This is a genomic window from Alteromonas gracilis (assembly GCF_043642145.1).
Taxonomy (GTDB): domain Bacteria; phylum Pseudomonadota; class Gammaproteobacteria; order Enterobacterales; family Alteromonadaceae; genus Alteromonas; species Alteromonas gracilis_B.
On record NZ_JBHZRZ010000004.1, the window covers coordinates 413,173 to 436,803 of the forward strand.

At 44.9% G+C, this 23,631-nt stretch carries 19 protein-coding genes and 1 tRNA gene; 16 read left to right on the forward strand and 4 right to left on the reverse strand.

Annotated features, from left to right (window positions below):
- Positions 1 to 53: 53 nt before the first annotated feature.
- Positions 54 to 437, reverse strand: a complete 384-nt coding sequence (gene gloA2 / locus ACHUFN_RS11225; protein WP_394222468.1) for an SMU1112c/YaeR family gloxylase I-like metalloprotein — start codon at positions 435 to 437, stop codon at positions 54 to 56.
- Positions 438 to 460: 23 nt separating this feature from the next.
- Positions 461 to 1,411, reverse strand: a complete 951-nt coding sequence (locus ACHUFN_RS11230; protein ID WP_394222469.1) for an aldo/keto reductase — start codon at positions 1,409 to 1,411, stop codon at positions 461 to 463.
- 279 nt (positions 1,412 to 1,690) lie between these two features.
- Here ACHUFN_RS11230 and ACHUFN_RS11235 point away from each other — a divergent pair, with 279 nt between their 5' ends.
- From ACHUFN_RS11235 to ACHUFN_RS11255, 5 genes are all read left to right on the forward strand, one after another.
- Positions 1,691 to 2,233: a lipocalin family protein gene (locus ACHUFN_RS11235; protein WP_394222493.1), complete on the forward strand. Its 543-nt coding sequence runs from the start codon at positions 1,691 to 1,693 to the stop codon at positions 2,231 to 2,233.
- A gap of 98 nt (positions 2,234 to 2,331) precedes the next feature.
- Positions 2,332 to 3,378: a dihydroorotase gene (pyrC, locus tag ACHUFN_RS11240; RefSeq protein ID WP_394222470.1), complete on the forward strand. Its 1,047-nt coding sequence runs from the start codon at positions 2,332 to 2,334 to the stop codon at positions 3,376 to 3,378.
- Entirely contained in the window at positions 3,348 to 4,658 is a 1,311-nt protein-coding gene (locus tag ACHUFN_RS11245) for a substrate-binding periplasmic protein (protein WP_394222471.1), read from the forward strand. The genes pyrC and ACHUFN_RS11245 overlap by 31 nt, the downstream gene beginning before the upstream one ends.
- A complete protein-coding gene (gene dbpA, locus ACHUFN_RS11250; protein ID WP_394222472.1) occupies positions 4,658 to 6,037 on the forward strand; it encodes an ATP-dependent RNA helicase DbpA in 1,380 nt (459 codons plus the stop codon). Before ACHUFN_RS11245 ends, dbpA begins: the two co-directional genes overlap by 1 nt.
- A gap of 35 nt (positions 6,038 to 6,072) precedes the next feature.
- Positions 6,073 to 6,471: an ACT domain-containing protein gene (locus ACHUFN_RS11255; protein WP_394222473.1), complete on the forward strand. Its 399-nt coding sequence runs from the start codon at positions 6,073 to 6,075 to the stop codon at positions 6,469 to 6,471.
- Here the strand turns inward: ACHUFN_RS11255 and ACHUFN_RS11260 are convergent.
- On the reverse strand, positions 6,468 to 7,145 hold the full coding sequence (locus ACHUFN_RS11260) for a lysoplasmalogenase (protein WP_394222474.1): 678 nt from the start codon (positions 7,143 to 7,145) through the stop codon (positions 6,468 to 6,470). The two genes, ACHUFN_RS11255 and ACHUFN_RS11260, sit on opposite strands and share 4 nt — an antisense overlap.
- Before the next feature lie 115 nt (positions 7,146 to 7,260).
- Complete coding sequence (locus ACHUFN_RS11265; RefSeq protein WP_394222475.1) at positions 7,261 to 9,327, reverse strand: M13 family metallopeptidase; 2,067 nt, start codon at positions 9,325 to 9,327, stop codon at positions 7,261 to 7,263.
- Between the two features lie 160 nt (positions 9,328 to 9,487).
- On the opposite strand from ACHUFN_RS11265, the gene ACHUFN_RS11270 reads away from it, so the two are divergent.
- From ACHUFN_RS11270 to rpoB, 11 genes are all read left to right on the forward strand, one after another.
- A complete protein-coding gene (locus tag ACHUFN_RS11270) occupies positions 9,488 to 10,111 on the forward strand; it encodes an RraA family protein (protein WP_394222476.1) in 624 nt (207 codons plus the stop codon).
- Between the two features lie 375 nt (positions 10,112 to 10,486).
- Positions 10,487 to 12,328: an ABC transporter ATP-binding protein gene (locus tag ACHUFN_RS11275; RefSeq protein ID WP_394222477.1), complete on the forward strand. Its 1,842-nt coding sequence runs from the start codon at positions 10,487 to 10,489 to the stop codon at positions 12,326 to 12,328.
- 167 nt (positions 12,329 to 12,495) lie between these two features.
- Positions 12,496 to 12,572: transfer RNA gene (locus tag ACHUFN_RS11280), tRNA-Trp, on the forward strand.
- Between the two features lie 80 nt (positions 12,573 to 12,652).
- Complete coding sequence (gene secE, locus ACHUFN_RS11285; protein WP_394222478.1) at positions 12,653 to 13,030, forward strand: preprotein translocase subunit SecE; 378 nt, start codon at positions 12,653 to 12,655, stop codon at positions 13,028 to 13,030.
- Positions 13,031 to 13,034: 4 nt separating this feature from the next.
- On the forward strand, positions 13,035 to 13,586 hold the full coding sequence (gene nusG / locus ACHUFN_RS11290; protein WP_014951044.1) for a transcription termination/antitermination protein NusG: 552 nt from the start codon (positions 13,035 to 13,037) through the stop codon (positions 13,584 to 13,586).
- A 193-nt stretch (positions 13,587 to 13,779) separates the two neighbouring features.
- Positions 13,780 to 16,494, forward strand: a complete 2,715-nt coding sequence (locus ACHUFN_RS11295; RefSeq protein WP_394222479.1) for an Ig-like domain-containing protein — start codon at positions 13,780 to 13,782, stop codon at positions 16,492 to 16,494.
- Between the two features lie 342 nt (positions 16,495 to 16,836).
- Positions 16,837 to 17,265, forward strand: coding sequence for a 50S ribosomal protein L11 (gene rplK / locus ACHUFN_RS11300; protein ID WP_014951043.1), 429 nt, complete (start codon positions 16,837 to 16,839; stop codon positions 17,263 to 17,265).
- A 4-nt stretch (positions 17,266 to 17,269) separates the two neighbouring features.
- The gene (rplA, locus tag ACHUFN_RS11305; protein ID WP_014951042.1) at positions 17,270 to 17,965 is read left to right on the forward strand and encodes a 50S ribosomal protein L1; all 696 of its coding nucleotides are present in this window, start codon (positions 17,270 to 17,272) and stop codon (positions 17,963 to 17,965) included.
- Positions 17,966 to 18,271: 306 nt separating this feature from the next.
- Positions 18,272 to 18,790: a 50S ribosomal protein L10 gene (gene rplJ, locus ACHUFN_RS11310; RefSeq protein ID WP_014951041.1), complete on the forward strand. Its 519-nt coding sequence runs from the start codon at positions 18,272 to 18,274 to the stop codon at positions 18,788 to 18,790.
- 57 nt (positions 18,791 to 18,847) lie between these two features.
- Entirely contained in the window at positions 18,848 to 19,225 is a 378-nt protein-coding gene (rplL, locus tag ACHUFN_RS11315) for a 50S ribosomal protein L7/L12 (protein WP_015068303.1), read from the forward strand.
- Positions 19,226 to 19,550: 325 nt separating this feature from the next.
- Entirely contained in the window at positions 19,551 to 23,579 is a 4,029-nt protein-coding gene (rpoB, locus tag ACHUFN_RS11320) for a DNA-directed RNA polymerase subunit beta (RefSeq protein WP_394222480.1), read from the forward strand.
- Positions 23,580 to 23,631 lie beyond the last annotated feature (52 nt).

Sequence of the window (23,631 nt, forward strand, 5' to 3'; positions counted from 1 at the left end):
AATGCCGAATAGAAACGGTCTTTATTCGGCATTTTCACTTACCAGTGTGACGTTTACAGTTCGTAGAGTTCCAGTGGGAGACCGTCGGGGTCTTGGAAAAACGTAAAACGTTTGCCGGTATATTCATCGGTTCTTACCGGTTCGCATTCCACACGTTTATTGGTTAGGTGGTTAATCATTTCATCAAGGTCATCTACTTTAAACGCAAGGTGCCTAAGCCCCTGCGCTTCTGGGCGAGAGGGACGTTGCGGCGCACCTGGAAACGAAAATAATTCAATTTGGCTGCCGTCGGGCAGGCCTAGGTCGCATTTGTATGAGTCTCTGGCCTCTCTGTAGTTTTCGTCAATAATTGAAAAGCCGAGTACATCGGTGTAAAACGCCTTAGCGCGTGGATAGTCACTACAAATAATAGCAACGTGATGAAAGCCTTTTAACATACTATTTCCTTTTAGTTTTATGCCTACGGCATTTCTTGCCCACGAGCAACTTCAAATAGCTGATACCAGTGCTCACGGCTTAAATGAACATTCACAGCCTTTTGACTGGCTTTAATTCTGTCTACGTTCGTGCTGCCTAAAACGGGCGCGATATTCGCTGGGTGACGCATTAACCAGCTAAGCACAATTGCTTCAGGTGTCGTTTGATACTCACTGGCAAGTTTACTGACTAGGTCTGCGGTAGCACGGTCTTCTTGGTTCTCTGTGTTTGCGCCTGTGTATTTACCTTGCGCTAAACTTCCCCACGCCTGAAGCTGTATTTTATTCATCATACAATGCTCAAGCGTACCGGCAGCATAACCCATATTGCGATTTGCACTGCTATTGGTAGTAATACCGTCTTCTAACCAGTCTCTAAAACCAAGGCTCATTTCAAGTTGGTTTGCAACAATAGGTGTAGTGAGAGCAGACTGAAGATAGTTAATTTGATGGCCGTGCATGTTTGAAACGCCAACATGCTTTATTTTGCCTTGTTGCTGAAGAAGTTGAAGTGTGCCTGCTACCTCTTCTAATTCCATCAAAGGGTCTGGGCGATGAAGGAGTAAAATATCCAGTTGTTCAATACCTAAACGTGAAAGTATACCTTCCACCGAAGTATGAATATGGTTGGCGGAGAAGTCATAACGCTTTGGTCCTAATTCATCTTCAAAGCGTATTGCACACTTAGATTGAATAATCATGTTGTCTTTTAAACGTGGCGCCTCTTTAAGCGCCTCACCAAAAACGGTTTCAGCTTTGCCAAAGGTATAGATATCAGCGTGGTCAAATACGTTAATATCTAAAGCTAACACGGTGTCGATTATAGTTCTTGCTTGGCTTATATCGGCTTTTGTGACAGGTGCGTCGTTCCATCCGCCGCCTAAGCCCATACACCCGTAAATGAGGCGACTAGCATGAGGAAAATGTGCATTCATTAGTTCTTCTCCCTGTTAAAGAAATTGCAAGTGGGCAAGATTTAATTTGCACTCGAAGCCGTATTAATTCATTGCTCATGTCACTGTAATACGAGCAGCACAGTTTTAAAAGTTCAACAAGGCGAGTGTGATTTATCAATCGACAATTTGCCCACTAAGCGTGCATATGGCTTGTTTATGGCTTATTGGGAAGGTTTAGGATCACGTAAGAATTAAGTACTACGGTGCCTAACCGTCGTTAACGGTTGGCAATAGCAGTATTCCATGGAAAAAGAGCATATGTTGAAAAAAATTGGTTTTGCATTATTCGCAAGCACTTTGTTTGTTGGGTTATCGGGCTGTACGGGCGTACCTGATAAAGTGACGCCTGTTGAAGGTTTCGAGCTTCCTCGGTATTTAGGTAAGTGGTATGAAATAGCCCGTTTTGATCACAGTTTTGAAGAGGGATTAAGCGAAGTTACCGCAACCTATAGCATGCGCGATGATGGCGGCGTTAAAGTGATCAACCGAGGTTTTTCAGAAGAAGATAACGCATGGGATGAAGCAGAGGGCAAGGCATACTTTGTAGATTCTGCTACTATGGGTCATCTGAAAGTGTCTTTTTTTGGCCCCTTTTACGCCAGCTACGTCATTATGGAGCTAGATAAAGCGGGTTATCAATATGCGTTGATTACGGGCCCTGATAAGGATTATTTGTGGATTTTAGCGCGAACGCCTTCGATTTCTGATGAGGTACGCGCCCAGTTGTTACAAAAAGCAAAGGCTTCCGGATACGACGTAAGCAAACTTATTTGGGTTGAGCACGGCCAAACAAACTCTTAGTCTAATTGAGGCGGGTTGTTCTGCGCTAAAAGTGCGAATTGTGCTATTATTGCGCGCAACTTCCCCTCTGTTTGAATAAGTACTAAGAGAGACAAGGCATGCAAACGCTCACCATTACTACGCCAGACGATTGGCATCTTCATTTTCGCGATAACGAAATGCTGGCAGAAACTGTGCCTGCTACTGCCCGTTGTTTTCAGCGCGCTATTGTTATGCCGAACCTTGTGCCACCCGTGGTGAATGCTGAAATGGCAATGGCGTATAAAGGGCGCATTGAAGCTGCACGACCTAATGGCAGCAATTTTGAGCCTTTAATGACCTTGTTTCTTACAAATCAAACTACGCCTCAAGATATTGTTGATGCAAAACAAGCAGGCGTTACGGCATGCAAACTGTACCCAGCGGGAGCAACAACCAACTCAGATGCTGCAGTTAAAGGCATTCAGGCGTTGTACCCTGTATTTCAAGCCATGCAAGAACAAGGCTTGTTGTTGTTAATTCACGGCGAAGTAACCGAGCATCACATCGATATTTTCGATCGCGAAAAAGTGTTTATCGATACGCACTTAGGGCCAATTGTAGAGGCTTTTCCAAAACTAAAAGTCGTGTTTGAACATATCACTACCGCAGATGCTGCAAGCTTTGTTGCAGGTGCTAGCGAATTTGTTGGTGCTACGATTACCCCTCAACATTTGTTGCTAAACCGCAATGATTTACTTGTGGGCGGCGTGCGTCCTCATAACTATTGCCTACCTGTGCTTAAGCGTAACACCCACCAAAAAGCCTTACGTGATATGGTAGCCAGTGGAAACAAAAAGTTCTTCTTAGGCACTGACTCTGCACCTCATGCTAAACACAAAAAAGAAAACGCTTGTGGTTGTGCTGGTTGCTATAGTGCTTGGTCTGCGATAGAACTATATGCAGAAGTATTTGAGCAGCTTGGTGTAATAGATAAGCTAGAGGGTTTTGCGAGCCATTATGGCGCAGATTTCTATGGTTTAGCGCGAAATACGACTACAATGACATTAGTGAAAGAGTCGTGGACGGTGCCAGAACAAGTTACCCTAGCTGATGGCACCGATATGGTTCCATTTTTTGCGGGGCAAACGTTGCAGTGGAAATTAGAAAAGGCATTTCAAGCGTAGTTTTAATTGTTATTGTCTGTTTAAGTGCCTTATTTAGCTTTGCTAGTAGGGCACAAACACTGTCCTATGCCTACGTTCACAACTTCCCCAATTCATTTTCTCAAGCGGATATCGATACTATCGATCTATACTCGATAGATTTACTAAAAACCGCCTCATCGAGCATTCCTCTTGAAGCAAAACACGCTTTAGAGCACGAGCCAAGAGAACCTCAAGTATTGTTTAACCTCATTAGAGACGATAAGAACGAGCAAGATTACTACTGGGTATCGCCACTCTTTGCCTTCGACTGTGAAGTCGGCATGACATGTACTCCTAATGCAGGTGGGCCATCAGCGTCAATTGCTGTGAGTTACATTGCAATTGATAAAACGAAGGTGTCCTTTGAATATGCTGAACGCTTAAGCGAGCTTGTCGGCCAGTATAAAAGTACCAGTGAATTCTCAACGCAAGCACAAGAGATAAAAGACTCGCTGAAGAAAAGCTTTCCAAGTGCAGAGGTCACACATGGAATTATAAGTTTTGCTGGCCGCTTACATGCTGATGCGAATGACCTCTGGATTATTGCAGACATCGTTCCTTTGTTCTCAGAAAGGGGAGAGCGGGGAGAGTTAAAAGGCATAGCAGCTGATTTGGTGCAAGATGTACTTGATAAAATGGCGCTGTCACAGGAAATTCTCTCTGCGCCATGGGAGCGCATAGCCAAAGAATCCATGTCGAAATCGAATGTTTTGGTCTTTTCTATTATCCGGACCGATGAGCGCGATGAAGTCTTTCACTGGATTACACCGGTTTCGCGAAATATGCACGGCCTTTATGGAATAAACAAACCCTATTTCGATTCTTTCGATGAAGTGCCGCGAACGTATAGGGTAGGTACGTTGCTTGCAGATTATCGATACGACGTTGCCATTAGCAAAGGGTTTAGAGTAAAAGCTTACGACTCGTGGCAGGCGTTGGTGACAGCATTAATTAATAATGAAATAGATACCGTATTTGGTTCACAAGGTGCAATTGAATTTGGTTGTAACCCAAATCAATTTAAATGTGAGACAATAACCCTAACGAGTAAATACGATACTTCAACGGCCTACCTAGCACTGTCAAAGAAAGACACCTGTGTTTTAGTTTTAGAAAAGCTCAAGTTAGCGGCGGCCGAAGTGAAGATGAGTGAAAAATTTAATGAGCGGCTTTCTTCGTGGAGTGACATGGTTTCCCAAGAATACGGCATTGCTCATCATACCGAACGTGGTGTAGTGCACCTTTGGAACCCAAATTAATGACAGTTGAAACAATTAAGCATTTAGACATCAACCCCGCCATTGTAAAGGCATTAGACTCGCAAGGCATTTACCAACTCTCACCAATACAAGCTCAATCGCTTCCTGAAACGCTTCAAGGCAAAGATGTAGTTGGGCAAGCGCAAACGGGCAGTGGTAAAACCTTATGCTTTGTTATTCCTGCCTTGCAGCAAATTGAAGTAAACGACTTTACAACCCAGGCAATAATGCTTTGCCCAACCCGTGAGCTTGCCGATCAAGTTGCTCAGCAATGCCGTGCTGCAGCTAAACACATTGGTAACATTAAAGTGACAACTCTGTGCGGTGGGCAGCCTATGGGGCCACAAATTCAGTCGCTTAAGCATAGCCCTCATATCATCGTAGGTACGCCAGGTAGGGTGATGGACCATGTTGAAAAGCGCCGCATAGACTTAAGCAATGTAAAACTGCGCGTGCTTGATGAAGCCGATCGTATGCTGGATATGGGCTTTGAAGACGACCTTCGAATTATTTTTGGCCAAACACCCAAGCAAGTACAAACGCTGCTGTTTTCAGCGACGTTTACCGAACAAATTGAGCGCGTTGCTAAGCAGTACTTGCACAACCCAGTAACCTGTAAAGTGGAAGCCCAAGAGAGTAAGCCAGCTATTACTCAACTAGGTTTTAATGTGCTGGCACACACTCGCACCCAGGCACTAAAAGCTGTACTTACGCATTATCAACCGAAAAACGCAATTGTATTTTGTAACCGCAAAGCGCAGGTTAGCGAAGTGGTAGACGAGTTGCTTGAAGACGGTTTTAGCGCAGCTGGGCTGCAGGGTGATATGGAGCAGCATCAGCGAACGGCGGTACTTATGCAGTTTGCCAGCGACGCGCTTCAAGTACTGGTTGCCACCGATGTTGCTGCACGCGGACTAGACATTGATGATGTGGCGTGTGTTATAAACTACACCGTAAGTGAAGAGCCTGAAACTCATATTCACCGTATTGGTCGTACGGCACGCGCGGGTGCACAAGGCATGGCGGTAACACTGGTTAGCGATGAAGAAGAGCACTTTTTAAGAAAGATAGAAGTGTTGCAAGAAAGCGATATTCCGCTTAAAGGTGCGCAAAGCTTACGTTTTCATAAGAATAAAATTACTCAGCCTGATTTTACCTGTATATCTTTAAGTGCGGGTAAAAAGGAAAAGCTTCGCCCCGGCGACTTAGTGGGCGCCCTTACCAAAGATGCGGGGATCCCTGGCGATGACCTAGGAAAAATTAAAGTGCAAAACAGCATGAGCTTTGTAGCAGTAAAAACGCGAAGCGTAAAAAAAGCCATGGCGCACTTTAGGGAAGGTAAGATTAAAGGAAAGCGAATTAGAGCCAGAAAGCTTTAATAGAGAATCTATAATTAACACAAAGGACGCTAAGCGTGGTCGCTGAAACTGATTTAGCCGTGTTGCTTGAAAACTTGAACCCTGTAGCAAGCAGTGAAAATTACGTTTTCACTACTTTGCCGGCTGACAAGCTAACCAGTACGTTGATTTCAGTGGCCAAGGGCATGTTTCAAGAGCGCGAAGGCACCACGCTTATTTTGCCGGTAGCTGAAGCCCAACAAGCCAAGCTTCAATTTGAAGGTTGTTATCGCTGCATAACCTGCGAAGTTCACTCTAGCTTAGAAGCGGTAGGTATGACCGCAGCTATGTCTACTGCGTTAGGTAAAGCCGGGATAAGTGCCAACGTGGTGGCAGCTTACTATCACGACCACATTTTTGTGCCCGCCGAAAAAGTCGACCTAGCGCTAGAGGTGTTAACTTCGCTGTCCGATTAGTTCTGCTTGTGCTCTTTTCTCAAAAACATATTGATAAGCCCCACCGTTAAACAATATTGCGCACCATAGTAAGTCGTCATTACCCAAAATGTAGACAGTGGAAGCGGGGTTTTGAAAACCGACTGGGCAAGAATGGCGTCTGATATTACAAAAAGTAACGCACCGGTTACAATTAGCTTGGTTTGCGCCAACCATACCGCGGTCATACCCATCAAAGTGATAACGCTTATATAGGCAACTACTGGGTAACACAAGGCTTTTGATGCTGGCAGTATATGGGCTGCCATTATTGCGGCAAAGCTAACAATGACAATACTTACTAGCCACTTCACTTTGCGCGATATGATATCGCTGGTAGGCGTTTTTCGTTTGTAGCGATGCAGCGAAGCAAAGCATACCGCATAGGCCAAATGCGCAAGAAAAAAGCACGACAAGCCAATAATGAAACTGTCAGCAATGGGTAAGGCGAGACTGATATCACCAGCCAGACTGCAAAGTAGCGCTGTTAGCACCATATATCGAGGCATGGCATCAAGCTTCACATACGCGATAACTGCCAGTACGCCAATAGGGATAGCCTTAGGTAGAAATTGCGACGCGTAGGGTGCAAGCGGCAGCGTTGTTAAATAAACCAGCGCAAAGCTAACAAAGACGATGGTTGCTTTTACATTCATAATTGGCCTTCTGAAACTGCGAAATTACTAGTAAACAATAAAAAAGCCCCAGTTTGACGCATCAAACACGGGGCTTCAGGTAACGTATTTCTTGTTGGCTATTTACTTACGTGAATTACCAAATTTTTACGCGTTCCTCTGGTGGCAAGTACAACGCATCTTCTTCTGTTACGTTAAACGCTTCGTAGAATTCAGGTACGTTACGCACTGCACCGTTAGTACGGAACTTCGTAGGTGAATGGGTATCGGTTTGAACTTGGGTGCGCAATGCTTCTTCACGGTATTTGCTTGCCCATACTTGACCATAACCAATGAATACTCGCTGATCACCCGTAAAACCATCTAGTTCAGGGGATTGCTCCCCATCAAGAGACAAGTGGTACGCTTTAAGCGCAATACTAATTCCACCAAGGTCGCCAATGTTTTCGCCTAGGGTATATTCACCGTTTACATGTAAATCTGGCAGTACTTCAAACTGATTGTATTGCTCAATCAAATTTGCGGTGCGTGATTCAAACTCGCTGCGGTCTTCATCAGTCCACCAGTTTCTTAATACGCCGTCACCATCGAAAGTAGAGCCCGCATCGTCAAAGCCATGACCAATTTCGTGGCCGATAACTGCACCGATGCCGCCGTAATTCACCGCGTCTTCTGCATTCATGTCGAAGAAAGGCGGTTGAAGGATAGCGGCAGGAAACACAATTTCATTTAATGGCGGGTTGTAGTAAGCGTTTACCGTTTGTGGCGTCATACCCCATTCGTGCGTCCATACCGGGCCCCCTTGTTTCTTAAGCATTTCTTCATACAAAACGTCAGAAGAGCGTTTCAGGTTACCAAACAAGTCACTCGCATTTACGGTTAGGGCAGAATAGTCTCGCCATTGGTCCGGATAGCCAATTTTCACCGTAAACTTAGACAGTTTATCAAGCGCTTGCGCACGGGTTTCATCTGTCATCCAATCAAGATTTTCAATACTCTCTTTGTAGGCCAATAATAGGTTGTTTACCATTTCCAGCATGCGTTCTTTTGCTTCTGGCGGGAAGTGCTGCTTCACGTAAACTTTACCAATAAGTTCGCCAACATGCGCATTCGATAAGCTAACTGCGCGACGCCACTGTGGTTGCTGCTCTTCAACACCGCGCAGTACTTTGCTATAGAAATTGAAGTTGGCTTCATCTAGCTCGGCGTTAAGTTTACTGGCTGACGCATTCAACAAGCCCCATTTAAGGAAGGTTTTCCAGTCTTCTAGCGAAGTTTGTGCAATAACGCTATCAAGGTTTTGCATGTAGTCTTTTTGCAAAATGCCCAGCGAAGCAACGTCGCCCAACTCGGCCTGAGCTAAATACGCGTCCCAATCGAACTGGGGCATTAATGCTTTTAGCTCTTCAATGGTGAGGTTGTTATAGTTAGCCGCGAAATTTCGGGCTTCCTCTTTTTTCATGTGCAGCTTGGCAATTTCGGTTTCAAGCGCAAACAGCATCTCAGCACTTTCTTTAGGTGCTTCAAACCCAGCTAATTCAAACATGGTTTGAATATGCTTAACGTAAGCGTCGCGAATGGTTTGCGATGCTTCATCGTCTTTAAAATAATACTCTCGTTCAGGAAGGCCTAGACCTGCTTGCCATGTGTACATCAGGTATTCTTTTGGCGATTTCAGGTCAGGGTATTGGGTTAAACTAAATGGTGTGCCGTAGCCGTAGCGAGCGGCGTAGGCAAAGTACTCCGCTAGGCCAGAGTAGTCTTCAATAGCGTCAATTTTTTCAAGCTCAGGTTTAAGTGGCGTCATTCCCAGTGCGTTGCGGGTTTCCATGTCCATGTAAGCACGGTAAAAATCCCCCACTTTTTGCTCGTCACTGCCTGCTTTAAAATCACCTTCTGCAGAAGACTTAATGATGTCCATCACATGATCTTGCGCCTCATCGCGCAAAATAACGAACGAACCATAGCTAGACTTGTCGGCTGGAATTTCGAAATTATCAAACCACTTGCCGTTTACGTAGCGAAAGAAATCATCACCAGGGTCAACCGAAAGATCCATGTTTTCTTTGATTACACCTGAAGAAAGTTGCTGCTGTGCGGTTTCGTTGGCAACGCTTTCAGACTGTTGTTCTGTTGATGAGTTTTGTGGGCTACAAGCCGTTAAAGCCAGTGCCACGCTTAAGCTTAAAACGCTACGTAACATGTCGAGTTTTCCTTTCTATTTTTAATTGTCGCGTTAGGTTTTAGCATGGCGAAGGCAATAGAAAAAGTATTTATGTTGAAAATACATAGCTTGTAACAACTTGTAACCCCAAGTTCGCTATAGTGGTTTTTTCACGCATCTCGTTTAAAAAGGATTAAAAATGGACCTACACGATAAACCTTTTCATCAAGTGTCGCCTTGCGAGTACGCAGACGCACTGCCAAGAGAGCAGTTCATGCATTACGCGATAAAACCATTGTGGGAAGGCATGCCGCGAATAGCTGGGCCAGCTTTTACGGTAAAGTGTGAGCCGGGTGATCACCTTATGCTGCATGCCGCTATTTATCGTGCAAGCCCTGGCGATATTATTGTTGTTAAAGCCGATGACGAATTTGCGGTTGCCGGAGGAAACGTTTGTGCTATTGCTCAATCACGAGGAATAAAAGGTTTCGTCATTGATGGCGTTATCCGCGACATTGCCGAAACTCGCGAAAATAAATTTCCAGTGTTTGCTAGAGGTGTGGTTCCGAAACCTGGCGCCAAGAAACGTATATCGCCGCTGAATGAGCCGGTGAACTGCGGTGGTGTTGTGGTTAACGCAGGAGATATTATTGTGGCAGATGAAGAGGGTATTGCTGTTATTCCAAAAGCCAACGCCGCTAAAGCCTTTGATATTGCATTTGCGCGTATGGAGAAAGACCAGTCGATGACGCTAGAGCAATGGCAAGCGCAGCATTCGAAGAAAGTTGAACAAACGCTGGCTGAGTTAGGGTTTGAAGAATAAATAATTGTCGATATGCAAAATGCTCTAATACATAAAGCTATCGCTGCTACGCATGGCCTAATAAAGCCACGCGTAGCTGAATTTTATAAACACAGTTTGCTCAGTGCGATATAAGCCGGGTTGTCATCATCAGAAAATGCTGAATCGCCGTAGCCAATAAAATGCCTCCGTCTTTACGCAAGCGCAGCGTAATTTAAAGTTTTTCTTAAGGTGTGATTGAGAATGCTATCTCGTTCAGTGAGCCATTTTCTAATAACGGTTATTTAATAAGTTCCCAATCAATATTTGAACGTATCGTGTAGAATTGCGTACTGAATTCTGAAAAATTGGCGTGCGGCAAAACGCACTTTAATTGGCTAAAAAAACGAGTTTTACATGTTTTCATTTTTTGAAAGGCTAACACAGCCTTTTCCCGATGCTTCTCCGACACAGCCGCCTAAGGGCATTATTGCGTTTTGTAAGTATTACACCAGAGGTATGTGGAAAGTCATTCTCACAGTGTCGATATTAAGTGCTATCGTCGCCATGTTGGAAGTGGCGCTATTTGGGTTCCTTGGTCAGTTAGTCGATTGGTTTTCAGAACAAAACCGCGAAACGTTTTTGGAAGACCAAAAGTTTACGCTTATCAGCATGGGGCTTACGGTTCTCATTTTTATTCCCTTGTTCATATTATTGCGCTCTTTGTTTTCTCGCCAATCGTTGATGGGTAACTACCCCATGCGTATTCGGTGGCAAGCGCACCGATATTTGTTAGGCCAAAGTCTGACCTTCTTTCATAATGAGTTCGCTGGACGCGTTGCCACCAAAGTAATGCAAACCGCACTATCGGTAAGAGAAACCGTGACAAAAGTGCTGGACCTTCTGGTGTACATTAGCGTTTATTTCATATCCATGGTTGTGCTTATCTTTAGCACGGATTGGCGTTTGGCCATGCCATTAATTGTGTGGTTTTTTGTTTATATCGGCATTTTGAAAGTGCTGGTGCCCAAATTAAAAGACGTGTCGCAAAAACAAGCAGATGCCCGCTCGCTTATGACTGGACGCATTGTTGATAGCTATACCAATATCACCACGGTAAAGCTGTTTTCGCATAGTCGCCGAGAGGCGGATTACGCGAAAGAAAGCATGGACGGTTTCTTAAAAACGGTATATCCGCAAATGCGCTTAGTTACCGTGCTAGAGTTTTGCGTAGAAATGGCCAATGCCATTCTTATTTTCACCATTGGTGCGCTATCTGTGTATTTGTGGATGGAAAATGTTGCGAGCCCTGGCGATATCGCCATAGCGATTAGTCTATGCTTACGACTAAACGGCATGTCGCACTGGGTAATGTGGGAAGTGTCTGGGCTTTTTGAAAATTTAGGTACTGTACAGGATGGGATTAATACCCTAGCTCAGCCTATTGCGGTAAAAGACAAGCCGAAAGCGAATGCATTGCAAGTAAACGGCGGTGGTATCAATTTTGACAATGTGAATTTTTCTTACTCGGGAGCCGACGACAAACCCATTGATGTATTCACCAACTTAGACCTAGCGATTAAGCCGGGTGAAAAGGTGGGGTTAGTTGGGCGTTCAGGCGCGGGCAAGTCAACCCTTGTTAATTTGCTTATGCGTTTTTACGACACGCAAAGTGGCCGCATTGTGATTGACGGGCAAGACATTACTCAAGTTGGCCAAGAAACCCTTCGCGCAAAAATCAGTATGGTGACGCAAGACACCTCGCTGATGCACCGCTCGGTGCGCGACAATATTCTTTACGGGCGCACCGATGCGACTGAAGAGGATATGATCCGCGCCGCCAAACAGGCTGAAGCCCATGATTTTATCCTTACCTTGACAGACAGCCATGGGAGAACCGGATACGACGCCCACGTAGGTGAACGTGGTGTGAAACTTTCTGGCGGACAGCGTCAGCGTATTGCTATAGCTCGCGTATTGCTAAAAGATGCGCCGGTTCTCGTGCTTGACGAGGCAACCTCAGCACTAGATTCGGAAGTAGAGGCGGCTATCCAGGCGTGCTTAGACACAGTGATGGAGGGCAAAACCGTGCTTGCAATTGCTCACCGATTATCAACGATTGCCCAAATGGACAGGTTACTTGTGTTAGATAAAGGGAACATTGTGGAGCAGGGCACCCATGCTGAGCTGATCGCTTATAATGGTATATACGCCAAGCTTTGGGCGCATCAAACAGGCGGCTTTATCGGCGTTGAATAACTTAGCTATGAAATCGCGAGCAATCGCAGCTGGGAGAGATAAACCGCTTGTATCTTGAAAGTGGTTAAGTATAATACGCGTCCCTCCCTTGCGATACCGCACTTTCCTAAGAAAAGACGCACAACTCACAAGGGCAGTGTAAGTAAATTTTGTCTATTTGACACCACAGGGGTGTAGTTCGAATTGGTAGAACAGCGGTCTCCAAAACCGATGGTTGGGGGTTCGAGTCCCTCCACCCCTGCCAAATTTACTTATGAACAAATTTATTATTTACGCCCTCTTTGAGCGCGTAAGACAACGACGCTGTAGTGCTAGGATCGTAACATGAGCGAAAAGACGGAAAATCAGTCCAATGCGTTGGACATGTTTAAATGGGTAGTGGTTTTTGCACTACTTGCCGGTTTAGTAACCGCCAACACAATGTACGGTGAGATTTCGGTACTTTACCGTGCCATCGCAATTGTTGTCGTTGTTGCTGTTGCTGGTTTCATCGCGGCGACTACTGAAAAAGGTAGTACCTTCTTGAGCTTTGCTAAAGAGTCTCGCACAGAAGTTCGCAAGGTTGTGTGGCCAACTCGCCAAGAAGCGAATCAAACCACATTAATTGTGCTTGCAGCGACGTTAATCATGGCACTAATTTTATGGGGACTAGACGGCATCATCGTTCGTGTAGTTGGCTTTATTACTGGAATAGGAGCATAAGCGTATGTCTGAAGAAGAAGCAGTAAAGAAAAGATGGTACGTAGTTCAAGCCTATTCGCAATACGAGTCTCGCGTTAAGAAGACCCTGCTTGAATACATCAAAATGCACAACATGGAAGACTACTTCGGTCAGGTACTTGTACCTACAGAAGAAGTGGTTGAAATGCGTGCTGGTCAGAAACGTAAATCTGAGCGTAAATTCTACCCTGGTTATGTGTTGGTAGAAATGGCGATGACCGAAGAGTCATGGCACTTAGTGAAAAGCGTGCCTCGCGTACTTGGTTTCATCGGTGGTACGTCTGACCGTCCAATGCCAATTACTCAAAAAGAAGCTGACGCTATCTTAAATCGTCTTGAAGAAAACGTTGATAAGCCAAGACCGAAGACATTGTTCGAGCCGGGCGAAGTTATCCGTGTTATCGACGGTCCATTTGCAGATTTCAATGGTGTGGTAGAAGAAGTAGACTACGAAAAGAGCCGCGTAAAAGTATCGGTACTTATCTTTGGTCGCTCTACACCAGTAGACCTAGAATTTGGCCAAGTAGAAAAAGGCTAAGTTTTATAAAGATTTGAAAAAAGACGGCTTGACCGTCTTTTTTTATGCCCAAAATTCAAGGAAAACAATTTGTAACAATTGTCTGCACCCTCATTGTGCATCTATTGAACACTGTTGTATTGCTATCTGGTATAACCACTGCCTTGTGCTAACTCGTCGGCACATAAAATAATACAGCAATTAAGGATGTATAATGAAAACAAACATTGTTGTTTGCTGCGCAGCATTCATGCTAAGTGCATGTGGTGGTGGCAGTTCAAACTCTACACCACCCGACAATACGCCTCCTGCCAACGTTCAACCTGTTGCAACAGGGCAATCACTCACTTTAGAAGAAGATAACACTCTTGCTATTGAGCTTAGTGGTACAGATTCAGATGGCAGCATAGGTAGTTATGAGATTGTAACGCAAGCTATGCACGGCACATTATCAGGCAGTGCAAACAACCTTGTTTACACACCAGCTGCTGACTTCTATGGCGAAGACGTATTCACTTTTCAGGTAATAGACGACGATGGCGCTGCTTCAAGTGCCGCTTCAGTAACTCTGAACGTGTTGCCTGTTAACGATGCACCTGTTGTGCAAGACAGCGAAGATGCTCAAATGTTGGAAAATAGCGTGTCTACCAACATCTTTTTGAACAACTTAGTCTCAGACGTTGATAGTGAAGTTCTAGAGTTTGCATTACTGGGTGAAGAAGACAGTGCTCTATTTACTATTGATGCGTCATCTAGTGAGCTTGTGTTTTTAAGTGCACCCGACTTTGAGACGCCAAGCAGTGCGGCTGAGACAAACGAATACCGCGTTGCATTTAGTGCGATCGATGAAGCGGGGGCAGAAGCAGAAGGTACTATTGTTATTGAAGTTCTTGATGAGTCGCTGTTATCTCTTAATGTTGATTACCCTACCAGTGGCGCAAACTTAGGTGGGGATGCCACAACAGTAAGCGTATCAGGAAGTATTATAGATGAAGAAGACGGTGTTGTACTCCCTACTGATGTATCAGTGATTAATGTAAATGAAACTGAAGCAACTATTGATTTAGCGTCTGCTACTTGGGCGTCAGCGATACCGGTTGCATCAACAGAAATGACTATATCTGTAGGAGCGCTTGTTATCGAAGAGGTGCGAGCAGAAGCTAACGTTTCCGTGTCGAATTCAACGCTTCTTTACACGTTAGAATCGCCACTTGGCGGTATTTTGGATGAAGCCAATAACCGCATTCTTGCTGTAGATGCTTCGTTAAATGCAGTGGTATCTATAGACTTAACCACAGGCGTAGTCACCGAAATCTCTGGTCCAAGTGTTGGTTCAGGAATAGCGCTAGATATGCCTCGCAGCCTAGCCTATGACAGTGTGCGAAACACAATATTTGTGGCAGACTTGACTCTAGATGCTGTGATTAAAGTAAATGTAGCAGATGGTTCAAGAGAAATTTTTATAGAATCGAATTTGCTAGACACGTCTGAACGCCTCACGCCAAACGATGTGGCTTTTGATATTGCCAATGACGCGTTGTATTTAACCTCTAATTACGACACCGTTCTTGAGAAAATTGACCCAAGCACAGGTGCTCGTGTTGCAGTAACAGGTGCAAATACAGGCTCTGGCGATAATTTCTCGAACATTGATGCGGTTACCATCGATAGTGCAAATAATGTTGCCTACTTTACAGAGCGTGCTGTCGACAAAATTTTCCGTGTTAATTTAACAACGGGTGAGCGTACTCAAATTGCCGACGGCGCTGCCGGAAGTGGTGAGATTTATACTGATATCTTTAATATGGAGATATCTGCTGACGGCAATACGCTTTATTTTGTTGGGCGAACTAGCGAAGCTGAGCCAAAATCCGCGGTCTACGCATTTAACTTAATAACCAATGATATTTCAATTATTAACGACGCAAGCACAGACGGTGCTAGCGATATTCTGTATCTACAGGATATTATTTTGAGCGCTGACAATCAGGCCTACTGGTTGTTGGATAGTGGCGCTGAAACCGTATTTCACGTTGATATTGCAGCTGGGACCACCACCAATTTAGCTACCCAAGATGAAGACGCCGCGTTAAAGGAGCCAACAAGTGCACTTTGGGATGGTGTGAACGAACGCTGGTTTGTTGCTGATAGAAATGCCATCTATGTTGCTGATAAAGCAACGGAAACGCCTGCTTTAACAGTATTCTCGCAAGACGACTATTCTTATATTCAAGCGATTGAATTTAATGAGCAAGCTAATCGCTTGTTTGTTGTTGACCGACTTTCTAATACGCGAAAAGTCATCGTTGAAGTGGATACAGAGACAGGTGTTGGAAGCGTAGTTGTCGACTCTGAGGAAATAGGTTCTAACTTTTACACCAATCAATTGGTTTACAATAGAGAAAACGACACGCTTTATTGGGCAGATTATCGCTACGATGAAGTGGTTGGCTATAATCTTTCTACCAATAGGCCGTTCGTAGTGGCTAACGCTAGTTTAGGCAGTGGAGAAGCCCTTAACTATGCAGTGACGGCGACAGGGGATATGGGCAACGGGCGCCTTTTTGTCTATGACTACTCGGTGAGGACCGTTTTTAGTGTTGACATAACCTCTGGCAATAGAGTGGAAATTGCTTCAGAAGCAAAAGGCGAAGGGGTAATACTGGATAAGGTGTATACGATGGTACACGATGCATCAAACTCCCGCTTAATATTGGCCGATGCTAAGCAAGACTTACTCGTCGCTGTAGACATTGAAACGGGCGACAGAACAGTAATCTCAGAGTCAAATGCTACCATGCCTTTATACGGTTCAAATGGTATGTCGATGGATAGCGAAACCAATAACGTATTTGTTGCAGACTTCAATAAAGAGTCTGTGTATGTAATTGACTTAAATAGCGGTGAACGGGCCATTTTGACGCGATAATTTAGATAATAAAAACTAACGCCACTAATGCACAACGGCCCATAAACAGGGCCGTTTTTTTAGATTCAACAGTCAATGCTTGCTTGAATTCAGCCGTGGTTTCTATTGTGCTTGAAGTCTAAAAAACTTCGTACTCTTAATTTAATATCTAACCAAACGGTTGACCCTAAGCCCAACCTTTAAAAATACTATCCTTTCGATGTTTTTTTATTCTAAATAGCCCTTGCATAGTAATTAATCACCTTATATAATGCGCGCCCTTTTAAACGGAAACGGGAAGCCGATTGAGCAAATAATCTCTGTATTTGCGAGGCGTTAGACCCAAACAAGAGAGCATGTAAAATGGCTAAAAAAGTAAGCGGTATTATCAAGCTTCAGGTTGCAGCTGGCGCTGCTAACCCAAGTCCACCAGTTGGTCCTGCACTAGGTCAACACGGTGTAAACATCATGGAATTCTGTAAGGCTTTCAACGCGAAAACAGAAAGCCTTGAGAAAGGCGCTCCAGTACCAGTAGAAATTACTGTATACGAAGATCGCTCTTTCACATTCGAAACTAAGACTCCTCCTGCGTCTTACCTGCTTAAGAAAGCAGCTGGCATCAAGAGTGGTTCTGGCCGTCCTAACACTGAAAAAGTGGGTAAAGTTACTCGCGCTCAGTTGGAAGAGATTGCTAAAACTAAAGAGCCAGACCTTACTGCAGCTGATCTAGATGCAGCGGTACGCACTATCGCGGGTTCTGCTCGCTCAATGGGCTTGAACGTAGAGGACTAATCGAATGGCTAAATTAACTAAACGCGCTCGCCTAATCCGCGACAAAGTTGACTCTACTAAAGAGTACGAAATCAACGAAGCAGTAGCGCTTCTTAAAGAACTAGCAACGGCTAAGTTCGCAGAAAGCGTTGACGTATCTGTTAACCTTGGTATCGATGCGAAGAAATCTGACCAAAACGTTCGTGGTGCAACTGTACTACCTAACGGTACTGGTAAAGACGTTCGTGTTGCAGTATTCACTCAAGGTGCAAATGCTGAAGCAGCTAAAGAAGCTGGTGCAGACATCGTTGGTATGGACGACCTAGCTGAGCAAGTTAAGAAAGGCGAAATGAACTTTGACGTAGTAGTTGCTAGCCCAGACGCGATGCGTGTTGTTGGTCAACTAGGTCAAATCTTAGGTCCACGTGGTCTAATGCCTAACCCAAAAACTGGCACTGTAACGCCTGACGTTGCAACGGCAGTTAAGAACGCTAAAGCTGGTCAGGTACGCTACCGTAACGATAAGAACGGTATCATCCACGCTAGCATCGGTAAGATCGCGTTCGAAGCGAACCAAATTCAAGAAAACCTTGAAGCGCTACTTGAAGCACTTAAGAAAGCTAAGCCTTCTTCTGCTAAAGGTACATACATCAAGAAGATCAGCCTAAGCACTACAATGGGTGCTGGTGTTGCTCTTGATAAGGCTTCTGTAGGTCTTTAATTTCGCTGAGATTAGGCTCAACGAAATCTCTTAAAGGTTATGGGTTGGAGCTGTGACAATTAGCAGTGCTAATAAGCAGCTCCCGTCCTAGACCGCAGGTGCGGTGTGGTGAAAGAGGTAAGAGAACTTTCACAGTCAACACACTGCTTAATACAACAACCTGCGCAGACGGTGGTTTGACTCAGACTCTCTGGGGTAACAAACACCGTAGAGCGGTATCAACCATGAGGGTTGGTATCAATCTGTGAACCCTGACGGCGTAAGTAGGTAACTACAAACAAAGTCAGATACAAAGAGGTGAACTCAGTGGCACTAGGTTTAGCAGCAAAGAAAGAGATCGTAGCAGAAGTTTCTGAAGTTGCGTCTCGCGCTCTATCCGTAGCCGTTGCTGAATACCGTGGGATGGAAGTTGCAGAACTGACTGACCTACGTGTTAAAGCTCGTGAGCAAGGCGTATACCTAAAGGTTGTACGTAATACTCTTGCAAAGCGTGCTCTAGCAGACAGTCAATTTGCAGACTTAGACAGCGCCTTAACTGGTCCGCTTATCTATGGTTTCTCTATCGACGCACCAGGCGGTGCGGCACGTCTTTTCAAAGACTTCGGTAAGACTAACGATAAGCTAAAAGTTACAGCACTTTCTATTGGTAGTGGTCTTCTTGGTCCAGAGAAATTGGACGCAGTTGCAGCTCTACCTACCCGCGACGAAGCGCTTGCAAAACTTCTTGCAACCTTCAAAGCACCAGTTGGGAAATTCGTTCAAACAATCAACGAAGTTCCTGGCAAGTTTGTGCGCGTATTGGCGGCGGTCAAAGACACCAAGTAATTGGCGTTTTTGGCATATTGATTTTTTTAACATTTTATACCCAGGAGTTTAGAGAACATGGCTCTAACTAAAGAAGATATCTTAAACGCAATCGCTGAAATGCCAGTAATGGAACTGGTTGAACTAATCGAAGCGGCTGAAGAGAAATTCAACGTATCTGCTGCAGCTGCTGTTGCTGTTGCTGGTCCAGCTGCTGGCGGCGACGCTGCTGCTGCAGAAGAAAAGACTGAATTCGACGTTGTAATGACTTCATTCGGTGGCAACAAAGTTGCAGTTATCAAAGCAGTTCGCGGCGCGACTGGCCTAGGTCTTAAAGAAGCTAAAGAAGTAGTTGAGTCTGCTCCTAAAGCTATCAAAGAAGGCGTAAGCAAAGATGAAGCTGAAGCACTTAAGAAAGAGCTTGAAGAAGCTGGTGCAGAAGTAGAAATCAAGTAATCTGACATAGTCAGATTATTGCCTGAGACGGCAAGGCTGGTGGTTTTTTGAACCACCAGCCTTTTTGCGCTGTATAGTGTGTAGAATCTAACCCTTGACTACACTACTTAAAGCGCCATTCGGAAATACCCATAAAAAGCATAAAAATCCAACAAGTTAACTAATAATTGGTTAAATTTTGTTGTATGCTGGTGTATCTGCCCGAAAAAGGGTTGTGGAAGTTTGTTGCTTAGTGCGCCATTTGAAACGTAGCTTTTAGCCCATAGCACGCGTTTTAAAGCATTTTGCAGCAGGTTGGGTCATAAATCAGCAGGCTGAGGAACCCATGGTTTACTCTTATAGCGAAAAGAAACGTATCCGTAAGGATTTTGGCAAACGCCCACAGGTATTGGAAATTCCATACCTTCTTTCAATTCAGCTTGATTCTTTCAAAAAGTTTATTGAGATCGATGCAGATGCTCAATACGGTTTGGAAGCAGCATTTCGTTCCGTTTTTCCAATTAAAAGCTACTCAGGTAGTTCAGAGCTTCAGTATGTAAGCTACCGCCTGGGAGAGCCCGTTTTCGACGTTAAAGAATGTCAAATTCGCGGCGTAACTTTCTCTGCTCCATTAAGAGTAAAACTACGGTTAGTGTTGTTCGATAAAGACGCTGCCCCAGGTACCGTAAAAGATATTAAAGAACAAGAAGTGTACATGGGCGAGATCCCATTGATGACTGAGAACGGTACGTTCGTTATCAATGGTACAGAGCGTGTTATCGTGTCACAGCTACACCGTTCACCTGGTGTATTCTTTGATCACGACAAAGGTAAAACCCACTCGTCAGGTAAAGTGCTTTATAACGCACGTGTAATTCCTTACCGTGGTTCGTGGTTAGACTTCGAGTTTGACCCGAAAGATAACCTATTTGTACGTATTGACCGTCGTCGTAAGTTGCCTGCAACGATTATCTTACGCGCACTTGAAATGACGTCTGAAGAAATCCTAGATACTTTCTTCGACAAAGTAAGCGTTCGTATCGACAAAGACAAACTAATGATGGAAGTGGTTCCAGATCGCCTACGTGGTGAGACGGCAGCTTTTGACATTATTGACGGTGAAGGCAACGTTGTTGTTGAAACGGGTCGTCGTATTTCTGCGCGTCATACACGTGCACTAGAAAAAGCCGGTCTTACAGAGCTTGAAGTTCCAGCCGATTACTTAATTGGCCGTGTTTACGCTGCTACTTACGTAAACGAAGACACAGGCGAAGTGATTGTAAGTGCGAACGACGAACTAACTCTTGAGAACTTAGCGGCAATTAGCCAAGCGGGTATCAAAGAGTTCGAAACGCTTTACATTAACGAGCTAGATCACGGTTCATACATTTCAGATACACTACGTATCGATTCTTCAACTAACCGCCTTGAAGCATTAGTTGAAATTTACCGTATGATGCGTCCTGGTGAGCCACCAACAAAAGATGCAGCTGAAACCTTGTTCGATAACTTGTTCTTCTCTGATGAACGTTACGACCTATCTTCTGTTGGCCGCATGAAGTTCAATCGCCGTCTTGGCCGTGAAGAACTTATTGGCGCAGGCACACTAGATAAAGAAGACATTATTTCTGTTATGAAGCAGCTAATAATGATTCGTGACGGTAAAGACGAAGTAGATGATATCGATCACCTTGGTAACCGTCGTATCCGTTCTGTAGGTGAAATGGCAGAGAACCAATTCCGCGTTGGTCTTGTACGTGTTGAGCGTGCAGTTAAAGAGCGCCTAAGCCTAGGCGATTTAGACAACGTGATGCCACAAGATCTTATTAACGCTAAGCCTATCTCGGCTGCGGTTAAAGAGTTCTTCGGTTCATCTCAGCTTTCTCAGTTCATGGACCAAAACAACCCGCTATCAGAAGTAACGCATAAGCGTCGTATTTCTGCATTAGGCCCGGGTGGTCTTACACGTGAACGTGCAGGCTTCGAAGTTCGAGACGTACACCCGACTCACTACGGTCGTCTATGTCCAATCGAAACGCCGGAAGGCCCGAACATCGGTCTTATTAACTCATTGGCAAGCTTTGCGCGTACCAATGACTTTGGTTTCCTAGAAACACCGTTCCGTCGCATTGTTGACGGTGTGGTAACAGACGAAATCGATTACTTATCTGCAATTGAAGAAGGTCAATTCGCAATCGCTCAGGCTAACATCGCGTTAACTGAAGCTGGCGAGTTGGTTGACGACCTAATTCCATGTCGTCACCGCGGTGAAACTACCTTGATGCCTAAAGAAGACATCAAGTACATGGACGTTTCACCACAGCAAATCGTTTCAATTGCTGCAAGCATTATCCCATTCCTAGAGCACGATGATGCGAACCGTGCACTAATGGGTGCGAACATGCAACGTCAGGCAGTACCTACACTGCGCGCTGATAAGCCGCTAGTTGGTACCGGTATGGAAAGAACTATCGCGGTTGACTCTGGTGTTACTGTAGTTGCTAAGCGCGGTGGTGTGGTTGATTACGTAGATGCCAGCCGTATCGTTATTAAAGTAGACGAAGATGAAATGCTTCCAGGTGAAGCAGGTATCGACATCTATAACCTGACTAAGTACACACGTTCTAACCAAAATACGTGTATCAATCAGAAGCCTACCTGTAGTGTTGGCGACCCGATTGTTGCAGGTGACGTGCTAGCTGATGGTCCTTCAACAGACCTAGGTGACCTTGCACTTGGTCAGAATATGCGTATCGCGTTCATGCCTTGGAATGGTTACAACTTTGAGGATTCAATCCTTATTTCTGAGCGTGTAGCACAGGAAGACCGTTTCACTACTATCCACATTCAAGAGCTTAGCTGTATCGCTCGTGATACTAAGCTTGGTCCAGAAGAAATTTCTTCTGATATCCCGAACGTGGGTGAGTCTGCACTTAGCAAGCTTGATGAATCAGGTGTTGTTTACATTGGTGCGGAAGTGAAAGGTGGTGACATTCTTGTAGGTAAAGTAACACCTAAAGGTGAAACACAGCTTACGCCAGAAGAGAAACTACTACGTGCAATCTTCGGTGAAAAAGCGTCTGACGTTAAAGATACGTCTCTACGTGTACCTAACTCTGTTCACGGTACGGTAATTGACGTTCAAGTATTTACCCGTGACGGTGTAGAGAAAGACAAACGTGCGCTAGAAATTGAAGATATGCAGCTACGTCAGGTTAAGAAAGACCTTACTGACGAGTTCGAAATTCTTGCAGACGGTATCTTTGCACGTGCACAAACTGCACTTCTACGTGCTGGAGTTGACCAAGCTAAGCTTGACAGCCTACCGCGTGAAAAGTGGTTTGAAATTGCACTTAACAGCGAAGATGCACAGCTAGAGCTAGACCAAATTGCTGATCAGCACGCTGAAATCAAACTAGACTTCGACAAGAAGTTTGAAGCGAAGCGTCGCAAGATTACACAAGGTGATGACCTAGCACCTGGCGTACTTAAGATCGTTAAGGTTTACCTAGCGGTTAAGCGTCACATCCAACCGGGTGACAAGATGGCCGGTCGTCACGGTAACAAAGGTGTTATCTCGACTATTCAGCCTGTAGAAGACATGCCATACGATGCTAACGGTACGCCGGTAGATATCGTTCTTAACCCACTAGGTGTACCGTCTCGTATGAACATCGGTCAGATCCTAGAAACGCACTTGGGTATGGCTGCACACGGTCTTGGTGTGAAGATTGATCGCATGATTAAAGAGCAGCGCGAGCTGGCTGAACTACGTGACTTCTTGAAGAAGGTGTACGAGCTTGGTGAGAATCACCAGGAAGTTGACATCGATAGCTTCACAGACCACGAAGTTCGCCGTCTAGCGGAAAACCTTCGTAAGGGTGTTCCAGTAGCAACACCAGTATTCGACGGTGCTCGTGAATCTGAAATCAAAGAAATGCTGAAGCTTGCTGATATTCCAGAAAGCGGTCAGATTGCTTTGTTTGACGGTCGTACCGGTCGCGAATTTGAGCGTCCAGTTACGGTTGGTTACATGTACATGCTGAAACTGAACCACTTAGTAGACGACAAAATGCACGCGCGTTCTACGGGTTCTTACAGCCTTGTTACACAGCAGCCTCTTGGTGGTAAAGCACAGTTCGGTGGTCAGCGCTTCGGTGAGATGGAAGTGTGGGCACTTGAAGCATACGGTGCAGCATATACCCTTCAAGAAATGCTTACCGTTAAGTCGGATGACGTTAACGGCCGTACCAAGATGTACAAGAACATCGTCGATGGCGACCACAGAATGGAACCTGGCATGCCAGAGTCATTCAACGTACTACTTAAAGAAATTCGCTCGTTGGGTATCAACATCGAGCTTGAAGAAAAGTAATACGGCGTTAGCCACGTAATGTTATGAGATGGCCCGGCGCTTGCGCCGGGCT

Coding starts and splice junctions, on each gene's coding strand:
- secE (WP_394222478.1), top strand. CDS start 12,653: ATGAGCGAAAAGACGGAAAATCAGTCCAATGCGTTGGACATGTTTAAA.
- ACHUFN_RS11230 (WP_394222469.1), bottom strand. CDS start 1,411: ATGAATGCACATTTTCCTCATGCTAGTCGCCTCATTTACGGGTGTATG.
- ACHUFN_RS11265 (WP_394222475.1), bottom strand. CDS start 9,327: ATGTTACGTAGCGTTTTAAGCTTAAGCGTGGCACTGGCTTTAACGGCT.
- dbpA (WP_394222472.1), top strand. CDS start 4,658: ATGACAGTTGAAACAATTAAGCATTTAGACATCAACCCCGCCATTGTA.
- ACHUFN_RS11275 (WP_394222477.1), top strand. CDS start 10,487: ATGTTTTCATTTTTTGAAAGGCTAACACAGCCTTTTCCCGATGCTTCT.
- rplA (WP_014951042.1), top strand. CDS start 17,270: ATGGCTAAATTAACTAAACGCGCTCGCCTAATCCGCGACAAAGTTGAC.
- rpoB (WP_394222480.1), top strand. CDS start 19,551: ATGGTTTACTCTTATAGCGAAAAGAAACGTATCCGTAAGGATTTTGGC.
- ACHUFN_RS11260 (WP_394222474.1), bottom strand. CDS start 7,145: ATGAATGTAAAAGCAACCATCGTCTTTGTTAGCTTTGCGCTGGTTTAT.
- gloA2 (WP_394222468.1), bottom strand. CDS start 437: ATGTTAAAAGGCTTTCATCACGTTGCTATTATTTGTAGTGACTATCCA.
- ACHUFN_RS11295 (WP_394222479.1), top strand. CDS start 13,780: ATGAAAACAAACATTGTTGTTTGCTGCGCAGCATTCATGCTAAGTGCA.
- ACHUFN_RS11235 (WP_394222493.1), top strand. CDS start 1,691: ATGTTGAAAAAAATTGGTTTTGCATTATTCGCAAGCACTTTGTTTGTT.
- nusG (WP_014951044.1), top strand. CDS start 13,035: ATGTCTGAAGAAGAAGCAGTAAAGAAAAGATGGTACGTAGTTCAAGCC.
- rplL (WP_015068303.1), top strand. CDS start 18,848: ATGGCTCTAACTAAAGAAGATATCTTAAACGCAATCGCTGAAATGCCA.
- rplK (WP_014951043.1), top strand. CDS start 16,837: ATGGCTAAAAAAGTAAGCGGTATTATCAAGCTTCAGGTTGCAGCTGGC.
- ACHUFN_RS11270 (WP_394222476.1), top strand. CDS start 9,488: ATGGACCTACACGATAAACCTTTTCATCAAGTGTCGCCTTGCGAGTAC.
- pyrC (WP_394222470.1), top strand. CDS start 2,332: ATGCAAACGCTCACCATTACTACGCCAGACGATTGGCATCTTCATTTT.